Origin of the sequence: Desulfosediminicola flagellatus, from assembly GCF_005116655.2 — a bacterium.
GTDB lineage: Bacteria > Desulfobacterota > Desulfobulbia > Desulfobulbales > Desulfocapsaceae > Desulfopila > Desulfopila flagellata.
Genome location: NZ_CP050698.1, coordinates 726530 through 741803 on the forward strand (window position 1 = coordinate 726530; position 15274 = coordinate 741803).

Genomic DNA, 15274 nt, shown 5'->3' on the forward strand with positions numbered 1-15274 from the left:
GGGAGCATTTCTATATGAATATTGATTGTCCACCTTTAAGCGATAAAAAGGATACTCCCGATACCGACACACAGCGACGCTCTGGCAGTGTGCCGGCAAGTGCAGCTATTGAGCTGTTTCATGCGATTCAGGATCCTGTATTGCTCGTAACTCCGGAAGGGACGATCCTGGAGGTGAACGATGCACTTTTACAGGCTGCAGGGAAAACGCGTGATGAAGTGGTTGGGGCTGGAATTTGTGAGATTATTCACGGAGGGCGCTGGCCGCATATCAAGTGCCCTTTAGAAGAGTTTCTTCTTACCTGTTCTTCACGAATGGAGGATACGAGGCTTCCAGGGCTTGGTGGTAATTTTTCGCTCACCATTAAGCCGGTGCAGAATATAGAAGACAACGAAGAGCAAAAAATACTGCTTATTGCCAGGCAACTCACTAAGGATGAGGTACGTAAGGTCGATTCGATCCGCACTGCGCAACTTGCTGCGATAGGTGAGCTGGCAGCTGGAGTTGCCCATGAGGTGAATAACCCGATAAACGGGATAATCAATTTTGCCCAGCTGTTACTCGATGATTGTCCGAAGGGAGGCGACCAGGCACTTCTTTTAGAGAAAATTGTTCAGGAAGGTGAGCGGATAGCGCAAATTATCTATAACCTGCTCTCATTCTCAAGAGAAAATGAGAATGTAAGGGGGCTGGTCGATCTTAACGAAGTAGTTAAAGATTGTATTGCGCTGGTGGAGCATCAGCTTAATCGAGATGGTATTGAGCTGGTATTCAGCCATCATGAACCATCGTGCCTTATCGTTGGCAACTATTCCCAACTTCAGCAGGTGGTGCTCAACCTGATCAGTAACAGCAGATACGCATTGAATGAACGCTATAATACGCCCGTTAAAGAGAAGCGCATAGAAATTTCCTGCCAGCCAATAGAAATCGAAGCAAAGCCATATTTCAGGTTAACGGTGAGAGATTTAGGTACAGGGATTCCGCAGGGTATTCTCGATAAAATGTTCGAACCATTTTTTACCAGCAAACCGGCGGGGCAGGGCTCGGGGCTGGGGTTAAGTATCAGTTATGGCATAGTATCGAATCATAAAGGTACTTTACGGGTCGATTCAATGCTCAACCAGTACACAGATATGATAGTAGAAATACCGGCATCGGAGAGCTAATGGCTGAAAATAGGGAAAATATCCACATCCTGATTGTGGATGACGAAGAGAGTATTCGTTACACCTTCAAAATGTTTTTGAAGCGCGAAGGGTATGGCTTCATAACAACAGCCGCAACCCTTGAAGATGCAATTGCTGCGCTTGAAAAAGAACAGTTTGATCTTGTCGTCAGTGATATCGTGCTCGAAGGCAAATCGGGAACTACCTTGCTTAAATACATTCAGGAGGCTGGTATAGAGTGTCCTGTGGTTATGATAACCGGATTTCCGAACCTGAAGACAGCGGCTGAAGCTGTTCGATATGGTGCTTTTGATTATATTTCAAAACCTGTGAATAAAGAGACACTGCTCAGGTTCGTCCGTCAGGCGCTCAAACACTGGGAGCTTGAGCAGGAGCGAAAATCCCTGCAGCAGGAAAACGAAAAGTACAGAAGGTATCTTGAGGTAATCTTCAGCTCTGTTTCAGATGCAATTATCACGGTTGATGATGAAATGAACATCATTCAGCTTAATGATACTGCACGGCGCTGGTGTTCTGAGATGCTTCCGCAGGGAGCACATAATAAAAACTTAGCAAGCCTTACAGGGAATATGGCCGTTGCCTGCTTCAACGATGCTCAGGCAGTCATCACAAAAGGTGTAACGGTTCGTGAACATCAGGTGGAATGTTCGTGTTCAGGCGGTGAGAAACGGATGGTCAGTCTGACCGCAGCACCATTACGTGATGTAACTGAAGAGCTTACAGGCGCAGTGCTGGTGGTGCGGGATATTACCCTCGGTGTTCCTGAAGAGAATACATTTACCGGTAGAGACAGGTTTCATGGTTTTGTAGGACGCAGCGCCGTGATGCAAGGCGTATATAGCCTGATAGAGAATGTGGGCAAGGTAGACACAGCAGTTCTCATAACAGGTGAATCAGGTACGGGAAAAGAGATCGCGGCAGAAGCGTTGCATACTGAGAGCAAACGAAAGCATATGCCGCTTATAAAGGTAGATTGTGCTTCAGTACAGGAAGAACTGCTTGAAAGTGAATTGTTCGGCCATAAAAAAGGATCTTTTACCGGTGCTGATAGAGATAGGCCGGGAAGGCTTCTGCAGGCCGATAAAGGTACACTCTTTCTTGATGAGATCGGCGATATTTCGCCCCGCATGCAATTGCGGCTTCTTCGCTTTCTACAGGAGCAGACCTTTACCCCGGTAGGTGAGGATATGCCTATCCAGGTAGATGTGCGGGTTATTGCTGCGACCAACGTCGATCTCCAGAAAAAAGTTCGTGAAGGACAGTTTAGAGAAGATCTCTATTATCGCCTCAAGGTGGTTGAGATTAATATGCCGCCACTCCGTGAACGAAACGATTGTATTCAACTGTTAGTTCACCATTTTCTGACCTATTTTGCCGACAAGCTTGGAAGGAATGTCTATTCAGTTTCAGACCAGGCTATGCAGATGCTGGTGAACTATTCCTGGCCTGGGAATGTACGTGAACTGCGCCATGTAATAGAGCGCGGTTGTGTAATGTGTACAGGTACAACGATGCTCATCGAACATCTGCCCCATGAGTTACACAAAAAGGAAAACACCAGAAATTATTCATCAGCACTACCGACAGACCCGTTATCAAATACTATAAGAGTACCGGAAACACCAATACGCAGTGAAAAAGAAACTATCCTGATGATATTGAGCCAGGTCGGCGGTAACAAGGCAAAAGCTGCCAGATTGCTCGGTATGGATAGATCAACATTATACCGAAAACTAAAACGGTATAACGTGAGTGTTGAAGACCTCTGAGAGCATCATGAAACGCATGGGTGCAATGGTCATACCGATGTAATATGTGGTGTGTTATTGTAGATGTTGTAAGGATTCTGTAAGCTTAGGCATATAAACTCGTGGCTTTAGTTGGTGTCACATTGAATAGAATTATTTTCATGGGAGAGGATATGTCTGAGGGCAAACAACAACGGTGGATTTCCGGCTTTTGGCGAAGGATTATCGCATTAGTTATAGATAGTATACTTCTTGGGATTGTTGGCCAATGTATTGGGTTAATTCTTGAGACTACTTTTGTAGCAATGGGCAACTGGGGGCGTTTTGTCGGATTCTTTATTGCATTAGCATATTTCGGTATTTTTAATAGCAAGCTTGTCAATGGGCAGACATTCGGCAAAAAAATTCTCAATATTCGGGTGGTAGGTTCAAATAATGAACCACTTGAAGTTCCAAAATCGATAGCCAGATATTCAGTTTTAGCAATTCCCTTTTCTCTGAATGGGATGCAGTTTCCTGATGAGTTTTTAACCTCATTTTTGATATATATACTTGCTATGATTGTTTTCGGTGGCTTGGCATCGGTAATATATCTTTATATATTTAATCGGGTAACACGGCAGTCATTGCATGATATTGCGGTTGGATCATATGTTGTAAACGTTGGTGTTGAGCAGCAATTTGTCGAAAGCGTCTGGAAACCCCACTTCGTCATTGTCGCCCTATTTTTTATTACTGCTGCTGTTGTTCCCGTATTTACACTTAATATGGCAGAACAGGAACCATTTGTTAATCTAATGGCCAGCAGGAAGGCCTTAATGGAATATCCTTCTGTACAGTTTGCTGGTGTTTCATATGGGAAAAGTATATTTACCTCAAGCGATTCCGGAACCACTGAAACCACCTACACAAGTGCCAAAGTCACCCTTTTGAAAAACGATATAGCAAATGAGGAACTTGCACGTTTACTTGCTATATCTATAGTGGATAATTATCCAGAATCTATTCAAAAAGATGTGATGCAAATACATCTGGTTTATGGGTTCGATATTGGAATCGCATCGCGATGGAACACCCATAGTCACAGGTTTAATCCACGTGAATTGCGTTCTGAACGAAGTCCAGTGGCCGTAGACTCTATCGGAACCGATGTGGATCACTCTACTCCCCAATAGACCTGAAAATATATATTCTCTGCCAATATTAGCATCTTTGCACAAGGACAATACCGTGCATATTACTTTTGTTGAGTGGTGTGTTCTTTATGCTTGATTTGGCTGGTCATCTGGATGAGAGACTAAATTCTATTGATTTCTGAACAGCATGTCGCGTTAACCGACTTTTCTGTATAACATGTCCGAGACATATCATAAAAGTGAACATTATGAAGCAATATACGCTTTACCAAATTGATGCTTTCACCAAAACGAAATTTAAGGGCAATCCGGCTGGTGTGGTTGTAAATGCAGATGGGCTATCAGAAAAACAGATGCAGGCTATTGCACGAGAATTGAATAATTCTGAAACGGCATTTTTGTTTCGCCCGGATGACGACAGTTGTGACGGAATCATACGATACTTTACGCCGACTATAGAAGTTCCTATCTGCGGTCATGCAACAATAGCTGCAATGTATGCTAAAGCGATCGAAGAAGAAACCGGGTCGTGTGTTCTTAAGATGAAGACAAACGTTGGTGTGCTTCCTTTTGAGATAGTGAGATCAGGTGAAGCTATAAAAGTGTGGATGACTCAGGGGCAAATTAAGATTGATCCACCCATGCCCGAAGATGTAGAGCAGCAAATAGTAGAGTATCTCGGTCTTGTGCCTGACGATCGTGATACACGATGCCCAGTACAAATAGTATCAGCCGGTCACTCTAAAGTGATGATTGGCATTACAAGCAGGAACAGGCTTAATGCCCTCGAACCTAATTTTCAGAAGTTGGCAGAGCTTAGCTCGATCATCCATTGCAATGGCTATTTTGTTTTTACGCTCAACTCAGATGATTCAGATATTTTAAGCTATGGCAGAATGTTTGCGCCTGCAATTGGTATCAATGAAGATCCTGTGACAGGCAATGCAAATGGACCACTTGGCGCCTATCTGGTTCACAATAAACTGGTAGACACAGAGTCTGATATCTTAACTTTCAAAGGTGCTCAGGGCGAAGCCATAGGAAGGGAAGGCTGTGTTGAAGTATCTGTATCAATAATAGATGGGGTACCCAGCCTGATAAGAATTGCCGGTGAAGCTGTAACACTCTTCAAAACATCAATTGAACTTTAATGTAGTCTCATCTTTCGTTCATCGAAGGATCTAATTTTCAGTATAACGCTCTGACCCCGTAAAGGGCCGTTTTCGAATGAGACCGAGTTTGATTTTCTTAATAATAAACTGCACATAAAATCAATAGTATATATGTGATTATTCCTGTGCCTGTGTGAGCGGTAATAAAATATAATTGACAATTGTCACAATGTATTACATGCTAGAACGAACGTTCGTTCTAATGCTCGTTCCAAGGAGAAACGATGAGTGAAATTGAAACAATAGATAGAAAAGAGCTCGTGTTATCGGTAGCTTTGAGACTGTTTTCAGAGCGAGGATATTTCAACACCTCTGTTCATGATATACAGAAACAGGCCAATGTCAGCATTGGGTCAATCTATCATCATTTTGGCAATAAAGAAGCAATCGCTAAGGCACTGTTTACGCATATAGAATCGAACATGAGTCAGGTGATATCGCAAGTCATGTCCACACACCAGACAAGCCATGATCGATGCAGAACTGTGATGGAGTATCTTTTTGAAACAACAGAAAAAGACAGAGATGCAATGCATTATATGCTTTATGCCAAACATCAGGAATTTATGCCGGAGGAAAAGCCGGTATGTTCTTCCCGTCCCTTTACTTTTATGAAACAGATGATAATTGAAGGTATTGAAGCGGGTGAAATACGCAGAATAGATCCAAACGTTGCCGCAGTTGCCATCTTCGGAGGAGCAATCCGACTCATCTTTTTACGTCTTGATGGTGTTCTCGAAAATCCACTTCCTTCCTATTTGGAAGAATGCTGGGAATGTGCCTGGAAAGGTGTTGCTGCGTGAAATATTTTCATCACAACAACAAAAAAAATCGATCCACAGAAAAGGAGGAATCATGAAATCTACTTTTTACACGGTGATAGTATCAATTCTGGTGTGTATGGGTATCGGAATGTCAACACCGGCATTTTCTGGTCAATATAATGACACCAATGCTTTAGAAGGCTTGACTAGCGCAAAAACGCTCTTCGATATCAACCTGAAAGATGCCAAATCACTCGAATTGTATTTGGGCGTTATAAAAAAGACTCACGAAGACATAATCCGGCAGGGGCTTAAACCGGAGATCGTCATTGCATTCCGTGGAGCTACTGTGAGACTTATCAACACTGAGACATGGTCTTTTTCAGATGAGGATCAGCAGAGTCTGGCCAGATCAACAATCCTTTTAAAAGAACTTCGGGACCTCGGTATACGACAGGAGGCGTGCTCAATTGCGACAAACCTGTACAAAATTGACAACAGCACAATTCTTCCTGGAATACATGTTGTGGGCAACACCTTTGTATCGCTTACCGGATATCAGGGAAAAGGATATGCTCTGGTGCCTATTCAATAACCAGGTGGTTGTCTGAGAATGGCCTTTCTTCACAACTCGTAGGTAGTGAGCTTTCGCATAGAAACTCACTACTCAATTCACTGGAAATAAAAAATGATTGATTATCGAAAATTGCAGAGCAGGCTACTCATTGCCATCTTCCCTTTACTTGTTCTTATTGCCTCTCAGGCCGTCGGGGCTGCACCTTCACTCAAAACGTTTTCAGACGATATTGTTTTGGAACAGCAGAGTGAATTGATGTGGTTGGTAAAACGTTCCGCCCGCCTTAAAATCCCTGAAGATGTAAACGAGTATCTTGCTGGTCTTAATCAGGGTGAATATTCGGATTGGAGACTGCCAACTAAACAGGAACTGTATACAATTTTTTCCCTCTTCGATTTAAAGCAGAACGGTGACGTTAAATTACGTCTTGAAGGATATTACTGGCTTGCTGATGAAAAGGGGCAACCCTATGTCGGGGCCTGGGAGATTGGGGATCAATGTGGCCCATCCCGTACCTTTTACAAAGGAAAGGCAGGCTACATACGGGCGGTTCGTCCATCAACAAATCTATAAATTTCGATTCAAACTTTGACAAGCAAAGCTAGAGAGCACACCCTTTCCTGACACAACGAATATAACCCGTAGTTGAAAGAATATCTTTTCAGTTATGGGTTGTGTAAACAGTCTCTCTGCAGGGGGCGCTGGAAGCGTATATACATGCACCTGTCTTAATAGGGGAATGGTTCAAGACTCCTTTCTATTCACGTCTATCGCATTACCATAAAAAAAACTGAGGCTTAGATGTGTTGAGATTGGTAGTATAATTTTCTCTTACTCGTAATCTTCTGGAAGGTTAAAGCAAATACAATGGAACTGGAAATTCGGCCGTTAGACGAAACTGACATTACTGCTACTGCACGCATTCATCAAGCTGCTTTTGTTCGCCAGACGATGTCGAAAGAGTGGATAGAATGTAATAGTAAGGCGTATCCACGGATTCAATATTTTGTGGCCGAAAAATCACCGAATGAAATCGTTGGCTATATCCAGTGGAGCCAGAAAAGCGGTTTTCGACCAGAAGTTGTTATAGAACTTGAGCAACTTGCTGTTCTGCCTGAATTCCACGGTAATGGTATTGGTACACGGCTTATCAATGAGTCCCTGCAGCAATTAAATAGACAACTCGCCATAAGAGGGGCAACAATTAAGCATATACTGGTTACCACACGTGCAGATAACTATGCGCAGCAATTATATACGAAGACCTTAGGTGCAGAAGTGGAGGTTACGATACGTGATCTATACTCTGCTGATGAGGTGCTTATGATCGCTCGAAACGTTTCTGTGCAATTATAACTTTTTGACTATGTCTCGATTTTAACCAAAACCCTTATTCTCGGACACCCTCCTAGTCGGTTGTATCCGTGTATTTTTGCCTGATGGCAAGTAGCTCATCTATGTTAGCGAGAAAAAGGTCGACAATATCAGGGTCGAAGTGGTTTCCTCTGCCTTCTTCAAGGATGGCGAGGGTCATTTCCAGGGAAAAAGGTTCTTTATAGGGTCTTCTGGATAGCAGTGCGTCAAAAACATCAACTATGGCGACAATCCGTCCAATTATCGGGATATCATTGCCGCTCAAACCTGTTGGGTAACCGCTGCCATCCCATTTTTCATGATGTGTCATGGCCACAGTGTGTGCCAGGTTAATGAAGTCAACATCTGAGCCGGCAAGAATTTTAGCGCCGATGGTCGTATGCTGCCGCATTATATCCCATTCATCTTTATCTAATTTTCCGGGCTTTAAAAGGATGGCATCAGGAATACCGATTTTTCCAATGTCATGCATTGGTGCTGCATTGAGAATGGTTTCCACTTCTTTGTCAGAGAGGTTCAGCAGTTTAGCGGTGGCCCCACTCAAATGGCCTATGCGCCTGGTGTGTTGTCCTGTGTCTTTGTCTTTATATTCAGCTGCCATGGTAAGTCGCAAAATAGTATCTAATGACGATGATTTGAGTAGTTTCAGAGCATCTTTAAGAAGCAACGTTCGTTTATGAACTTCACTCTCCAGATGCTTTGCACGATCAGAAAGGAGCGCGTTTTTCTCTTTGAGATCTTTCTGGAGCTGTTGAATCAGAAGGTGGTTTGAGACACGTGCCAGAACTTCATCCGCTTCAAATGGTTTGGTTATATAATCGACGGCACCCGATGAAAATCCCCTGACTTTGTTCTGGGTATCACCAAGTGCGGTCATGAATATGACAGGAATTTCAGCTGTAGCCGGATCGGCTTTAAGTCTTTTACATGTTTCGAAACCGTCTATGCCAGGCATCATTATGTCGAGCAGGATAAGGTGAGGCTGGGTCAACCTGGCACGCTCTATTGCCGATGCTCCGTCTATAGAGACCAGGATTTCGTAACCTTTGTTGAGCAAGAGGTCCGAGAGTACATCAAGATTGGTTGTGTTGTCATCAACAAGTAACAATGTGTATTCATCGTGCTTCATGTTGTCTTCTCATTATTAAAAATATCGAGTATTTCTTGAAATTTATATTTTCTTATCAGGGGGATGAGAACGTGCTGCCACTCTGTATCGATGGTGGCGGATGTTGAAATTGTGTCAGCTATTTCCTGAAGCTTTCTGACACTTCCTCGTTCTGCATGAGTTACAATTTCACGAATAATATCGTCTGGTAATTTGGATAAGGGTGTATCAGGACCCCTGAGCGTCTTATCGGCCTTTGCAGGCCGTTTCTGTTCTGTGAAAAGCCATTCCAGATTAAGCGTTTCCCCAAGTATCTTAAGAAGATTTGTTTTCTTGAAAGGTTTTGAAATGTAGTTGTTACAGCCACTTGCCATTACTTCCTTGATTTTTTTCGGACTGACACTGGCTGAGATTGCGATGACCGGAAGTTCCTGGGTAGCCGGATTGTTTCGGATTTGCTTAAGTGCTTCAAAGCCATCCATTACAGGCATGCGTAAATCCAGAAGAATGAGATCCGGAGTACGTTTTGCAATTTTCTGCAAACATTGTTCTCCATTTTCAGCTTCTTCTATTTCGAATCCGAGAGGCATAAGCATGTATCTGAGCACGTTGCGGTTGTCAGCCACATCGTCAACAACAAGAATCCTCGTAGCCGGTCCTGTGTAGCCGGTTATTTTCTTTGATTCTTTAAGCGATTTAAGACGATTGCCTTTTTGCTCTTCGAGATTGAGGTCAAACCAGAATGTGCTCCCTTCTCCCGGTGTACTTTTTAAGTATAAATCTGAACCCATCAGATTGAGCAATTGCCTGGTTATTGAGAGGCCAAGTCCGGCACCTTCACTGCTGAGTCGTATATCGGTAGCCTGATAAAATGGTTTGAAAATATGTTGTTGTTGCATTTTGGAAATGCCAATGCCGGTATCCTGTATCTCAAATCTCAAAATGTTTTGAAGAGGGACACTATTCTCTGACGAACCGGAAATATCTGGTTTAGCCCTGTCGATTTTGAACATAACCATCCCTTTGTCAGTAAATTTAAGGGCGTTAGTAAGCAGGTTCAAAATGATTTGGCTGAGTCGTTTGCTGTCGCCATAAACGTTGGTTGGGATGTCGTGGCATTTCCAGACATTGAACTGAATCCCTTTTTCAACGGCCCTGATGTTTATCATGTCTTCGATGTCTTTCAGGAGGTTCGGGAAGTTATATACCTGAGCATCCAACTCCAGATTACCAGCTTCAATCTTGGAAATGTCGAGAATGTCTATTATGAGTTGAAGCAGATGCTGACCGCTACTTTTAATAGTCTCAAGACCTTTAATCTGAATAGGTTGCAGATTTTCAAGGTCGAGGAGAATCTGAGCATAACCAAGAATTGCGTTAAGAGGGGTACGCAATTCGTGACTCATGTTGGCTAAAAATGTCGATTTTGCCTCACTTGCCTGTTCAGCTTTTTTTCTTGCGCTAAGGATTGTCTTTTCCGCTTCTTTTCTTTCAGAAATATCGCGTAGCAAGCCAATAAAATAGTGTTCGTCTCCCAATTTGACTTCGCTGACTGATAGTTCAGCTGGGAATTGTTCTCCTGTTTTTTTTCTGGCAATTACTTCCCGACCAACATTGATAATTCGGGGTTCTCCTTCGGTGAGGTACCTCTGGAGATAGGAGTCATGTTCTTTACTGTAAGGAGCCGGCATGATCATAGAGACATTTTTTCCTATAACTTCTTCCGTTGAATAACCGAATGTACGCTCTGCTGCGGGGTTGAAAATTGCTATCTTTCCAGTCGTATCTATGCTTATCAATGGATCAACGACACTATTCAGGATTGCGCGGAGGCGGCCTTCTTCGCTTTCAAGTTTTTTTCGTTTATCATTCGCATCATCTAGAGCGACAGATAATGAGTGGTAGGTCTGCTTCAGTTTTGCTGACATGTCGTTGAATACATGTGCTGTCTGACCAAGTTCATCTCTGCTCTTAACAGGGATTCTGTATTCAAAATTGCCGGAAGCTATTTGGTTCGCACCATCCACCAGGCTATTGAGTTGACGTGTCAGGAAATACCCGAGGATTGCAGAAAAAATTGCGACAAGGAGCATTTCGAGAGTTGCAAGTGCGATAAATCTTGAGCGGGCCTGGTCCATTATCTGAAGGAAAGAACGTATATCTATTCCTAATTCGACGTGACCGTATACGAAGTCAGCTTCCTCAATTTCAGCTCGGACATTAAAAACATTGTCATGTATATCTTCAAATGAATTTGATGGTATAAATGGTTGTTTTAAGGAGCTTGCAGATCCTGACTCTGCAAGAGTTCCGAGGTCAGAGCTTACAACCCTGCAGAATAATATTTTTGGGTTGGAAGATAGTTCATTGACATAACTTTCAAGCGATGCGAGATCGGTTGAGAGCACTGCATTTTTTGTTGTAGTAGCAAAGAGTGTAGCCGTAGTCTTTGCGTATTCAGTTATGTTGTCGACATTAGACTTCGCAAGAAAATTTAGGCTGGTTATCCCTATTATACCCAGGAGGATAGCCTCAATAAAAGCGATACCAAAGATTGTTTTTAATCTGAAAGACTTACGGAATTTCATTTAATTTGATGATTTCTCAAGGCTTGTATCCAGCAGTTTGATTCCTAGATCGCGGACATCGTCCCAGTCACTGTTTTCTGCGGCGGCGAATGCTTTCATGTTAAGATCCTGGAGTATCTTCCGTCCATTTTCGGTTTCAGAAACTGAAAATAGCGCCTCGGAAATTTTATTACGCATTTCTTCAGGGAAATTTGGATGAATAGCTATTGCATGAGGGGTGAATTTTTTGGTTTGCCAAAGAATTCGTAGTGTATTCTGAATATCAGGAGGCATCGCATTGAGCGTACGTACAATACCACCACCAGCTATAAAAATTCCCTTAGAAACCGAAAGGTAGACAGAGTCGTGTGACGAGACGTACACCGGGTGAATAATGATGTTCTCTCGAGCCAATGAAAATCTCGGAAGGACACTGGCTGCAAAAGCTGCAGGGGCTGGAAATGCGAGTTTTTCATCATTTAATTGCTGAATAGAGGTTACCGGGCTGTCTTTGGCAACAATAATAAATCCCTGAATCTTTTTGTCTTTCTCTTTGGCAATTGCCTCATATCCTGGATCTTCATGAAAAACGGTATAATGATAGGGGTTCATATAGGCAATGTCATATTCACCCTGCTTAAGCCGTTGTTCGAATGTTGGGATGTCCGGAGCTGTTTTGAAAATTATTTTCGCACCGGTCTTTTTATTGAGATATTGGATAAGTGGGGTCCATTGTTTGGCAAGTCGTGTTGCAGATTGCTGCGGAACAATTCCAAAAGTTAAAAATGTAATATCCTGAGTTTCTGCATCAGCACTGTTGATTCCAATCAATAATGTCGAAAAAATAACTAAAAGCAGAATATTTCGATTTCTAATCATTCGATTCACCTCGATTCGTGTCAAAGTTTGTCCTTATGACTTGAATCCTATCAAAAAACAGAATCGTCATCCAGTTGGTCTTTATCATCATGATATATTTTTGTTCTTATTGACTTTCCATCAGAAAACGATGTTTCCACTAAACGCTCAATACTCTCAGGATTAACCCTCTACATATCGGATATATGCATTCGTTCTGCTGGATTGTTTTAAAGGCAGGTCGGTCGCCAGTGAAGCAATAAGAATAGGGCTGGAGCGACATGTGCTTCGTTATTTCTAAAAATGAATGTAGGAAAGTTATCAGGGATGTAATTCTCAATGATAACTGAGCGTAAACATGGAAGGACTGAGGATGAAAAATAGTAGGATTAGCTTAAAGGTGTTCGGCCTACTGATATGTAATTGTGGAACTGAGCAATGAATTTTGTAGTAAATATTCGCCTGACTAATCAGTTTTTTGATTGAGTGACAGACTTCATAAGAAGTTGGATAGATAACTGAATTAGGAGTATTGATATACCGACAACGCTTCCTGCAAGTGTATCGGCGATAAGAGAAGGCATAAACGCCAGAGCATCGTGGATTGCATGGATGTTATGAGTAAACATTCCTCCACCGACAATAAGCATGGCAGCGGTACCAATAATACCAAGGACTCTGATTATATATGGCAATGAACTGACCAGGATTTGCCCGAAATGTGTTAGTAGAGTTGAAAGAAAGCCGGTTAATTGGTTTGCGCGTTCAATCAGGTAAAAGCCGACGTCATCCATGCGCACCAATAAGGCTACGAAACCGTATACACCGACTGTGGCAATGATTGCGATCACGCCTACCACAATAATTTGCAAGGTCAGGGATTGATCCATAACTGAACCAAGTGCAATCATCACTATCTCAATGGAAAGGATAAAATCAGTTCGAATTGCAGACTGTATTTTAGCCTTTTCAATTTTCAGTAACTCTTTCGGGTCGCTTACCGTCTCTGCAGCAGGTTTATCGTGGGTAGTATGTTTGAGCGCATGGAAAATTTTTTCAATGCCTTCATAGCTCAGGTATGCTCCACCCAAGAGTAAAATCGGCACGATTAACCATGGTGCATAAGCACTTAGTAAAAATGCCAGTGGCAGAATAATCAGTTTGTTAACAAAAGAGCCTTTGGTGATTGCCCAGAGTACCGGTAATTCACGTGAGGCACGAAATCCCGTTGCCTTTTCTGCATTTACCGCAAGATCATCTCCAAGTATGCCTGCTGTTTTCTTGGCTGCAACCTTACTCATAACCGCAGCATCATCAAGAAGCATTGCTATGTCATCAAGTATGGCAAAAACTCCACCTGTCATGGTCGTTTTCCTTATAATAGGGTTGTGACTTAAGAAGCATCTAATAATGTCCGACAATGGCTTTTTGTCCAAATTCTTCGGAATTTTCAAAAAATAATGCTGCAGGTAAGCGAAGACTCCGATATCAGATATCTGACCGCGCTTTTCTTTTTGAAAATACCTCGATTTTGACCCAGATTCCTATTCTCGGACAGGCTCCTCAGGATTTATCTGATCAACCATTCCTCCATATTACCAATAGAGTCAGTAAACGGCAAATTACCTGAATATGTATATCAGGACAGATCGAATACTCCATTTCCAAGTGTTGCAAAAGTGTTGCTGTCGCAACATGCAACAGTCTGTCGCTACACAAATGCAACACATCTCTCCATGTATTGTGAAACGATTCTAATCATTATCTACTGGTTTTGTCGGTAAAAGACTTTTCTGTTCGCACAGAGCATGCTATGCCGAATAGCTGCTAACATGTTGCATATTCAACGCAACATGCCTGCCTGTCATTCAAGCCGCCGAGGAAAGTGCTACTCTGTGGAGTGTCTTTTCGCGCATTGGTATATAATTTGCTATGTATGAAGTAACACAATGTGGTAAAAACGCCATTTCAACCTGAACAATTGAGGTACAACTATGAGAGCAAAAACAGCGGCAAGTAAGTCCGGAATAAACGCTCAGTCTGGAGTTAAAATTGAATCTCAAGTGCACAATGTCGGGTTGATTGTAATAGGGGTCTCTGCTTGTGCAATAGGGTTGTTCGCTGCTGCAAGCCTCATAGGAGGTATGATTGCCAGTGGCGGACCGCTTGCCCTCGTCGGGGATTGGTTTAAAGCAGTATTTGGCATGTAGCTGAATTTGTATACGTAAAGTCAGGAGGTGACACTGATGCCAGTAAGTACATCTGTACAAGGGAAGAAACGAGCAGCAACCGGAGAACGAACGGATGCCGCAACAGAAGTATCAAAAGTATCTATAGCTGTAGTCGGCATTTTTGCGGCAATGGTCGGTTTATGGAGTCTGGCCTGCATAGTTGGTGGAATTATGTCGAGCGGCGGAGTTTCTCAGCTTGTTTCGTCATGGTTTAAGGCTGTGTCAGGAGGCTGATGGTCGGGACGCGCGTGAAAAGATATCGCAAATTCATTCTGGTGGATTTTACACCGCGGTGAGTATGCGGTTAGAGTTATATATGGCAGGGTGATACAATCATCCTGCCATTTTTTTTGTTTTTTGTACTATTTCAATTCTGTGATTTTCCAATTTCATAACAAGCCAAACATAATTGCTACTCTTATGGAGGCGAGAAAACAGGCGTCTAAATATTAAGAGTATGACTTTGGTTATGTTTTTCACTATGCTTCAATTATTGAAAAGTCTAATTATTCGATACACACCTGATGGCAAGCGTGGTATATAATGTGC

General features: G+C 42.6%; 14 protein-coding genes. 10 read left to right on the plus strand and 4 right to left on the minus strand.

The window, feature by feature from the left end:
- Positions 1–14 precede the first annotated feature (14 nt).
- The 8 genes from FCL46_RS03100 to FCL46_RS03135 all read left to right on the plus strand — a co-directional run bounded on the left by FCL46_RS03100 (position 15) and on the right by FCL46_RS03135 (position 7943).
- Entirely contained in the window at positions 15–1169 is a 1155-nt protein-coding gene (locus tag FCL46_RS03100; RefSeq protein WP_136810242.1) for a PAS domain-containing sensor histidine kinase, read from the plus strand.
- Positions 1169–2959, plus strand: coding sequence for a sigma-54 dependent transcriptional regulator (locus tag FCL46_RS03105; RefSeq protein WP_136810243.1), 1791 nt, complete (start codon positions 1169–1171; stop codon positions 2957–2959). The genes FCL46_RS03100 and FCL46_RS03105 overlap by 1 nt, the downstream gene beginning before the upstream one ends.
- A gap of 152 nt (positions 2960–3111) precedes the next feature.
- Entirely contained in the window at positions 3112–4113 is a 1002-nt protein-coding gene (locus FCL46_RS03110) for an RDD family protein (RefSeq protein ID WP_136810244.1), read from the plus strand.
- 206 nt (positions 4114–4319) lie between these two features.
- Positions 4320–5225: a PhzF family isomerase gene (locus FCL46_RS03115; RefSeq protein ID WP_176371634.1), complete on the plus strand. Its 906-nt coding sequence runs from the start codon at positions 4320–4322 to the stop codon at positions 5223–5225.
- 245 nt (positions 5226–5470) lie between these two features.
- Positions 5471–6049: a TetR/AcrR family transcriptional regulator gene (locus FCL46_RS03120; protein WP_136810246.1), complete on the plus strand. Its 579-nt coding sequence runs from the start codon at positions 5471–5473 to the stop codon at positions 6047–6049.
- Between the two features lie 52 nt (positions 6050–6101).
- On the plus strand, positions 6102–6605 hold the full coding sequence (locus FCL46_RS03125; RefSeq protein WP_136810247.1) for a DsrE family protein: 504 nt from the start codon (positions 6102–6104) through the stop codon (positions 6603–6605).
- A gap of 93 nt (positions 6606–6698) precedes the next feature.
- Positions 6699–7160 (plus strand): Lcl domain-containing protein, encoded by a 462-nt coding sequence (locus tag FCL46_RS03130; protein WP_136810248.1) that lies wholly within the window; start codon positions 6699–6701, stop codon positions 7158–7160.
- 294 nt (positions 7161–7454) lie between these two features.
- On the plus strand, positions 7455–7943 hold the full coding sequence (locus FCL46_RS03135) for a GNAT family N-acetyltransferase (protein ID WP_136810249.1): 489 nt from the start codon (positions 7455–7457) through the stop codon (positions 7941–7943).
- A 52-nt stretch (positions 7944–7995) separates the two neighbouring features.
- Here the strand turns inward: FCL46_RS03135 and FCL46_RS03140 are convergent, their stop codons facing one another.
- The 4 genes from FCL46_RS03140 to FCL46_RS03155 all read right to left on the minus strand — a co-directional run bounded on the left by FCL46_RS03140 (position 7996) and on the right by FCL46_RS03155 (position 13858).
- Positions 7996–9090 (minus strand): response regulator, encoded by a 1095-nt coding sequence (locus FCL46_RS03140; protein WP_136810250.1) that lies wholly within the window; start codon positions 9088–9090, stop codon positions 7996–7998.
- Positions 9087–11657: a PAS domain S-box protein gene (locus FCL46_RS03145; protein ID WP_136810251.1), complete on the minus strand. Its 2571-nt coding sequence runs from the start codon at positions 11655–11657 to the stop codon at positions 9087–9089. The genes FCL46_RS03140 and FCL46_RS03145 overlap by 4 nt, the downstream gene beginning before the upstream one ends.
- Positions 11658–12515 carry a phosphate/phosphite/phosphonate ABC transporter substrate-binding protein gene (locus FCL46_RS03150; RefSeq protein WP_136810252.1) on the minus strand — a complete coding sequence of 286 codons (858 nt, stop codon included), beginning with the start codon at positions 12513–12515 and terminating at the stop codon, positions 11658–11660.
- A 449-nt stretch (positions 12516–12964) separates the two neighbouring features.
- Positions 12965–13858: a DUF808 domain-containing protein gene (locus FCL46_RS03155; RefSeq protein WP_136810253.1), complete on the minus strand. Its 894-nt coding sequence runs from the start codon at positions 13856–13858 to the stop codon at positions 12965–12967.
- Positions 13859–14488: 630 nt separating this feature from the next.
- Between FCL46_RS03155 and FCL46_RS03160 the strand changes: the two genes are divergently transcribed.
- Together FCL46_RS03160 and FCL46_RS03165 are read left to right on the plus strand one after the other, a co-directional pair.
- Complete coding sequence (locus FCL46_RS03160) at positions 14489–14704, plus strand: hypothetical protein (protein ID WP_136810254.1); 216 nt, start codon at positions 14489–14491, stop codon at positions 14702–14704.
- Between the two features lie 36 nt (positions 14705–14740).
- Complete coding sequence (locus FCL46_RS03165; protein ID WP_136810255.1) at positions 14741–14959, plus strand: hypothetical protein; 219 nt, start codon at positions 14741–14743, stop codon at positions 14957–14959.
- Positions 14960–15274: the final 315 nt, after the last annotated feature.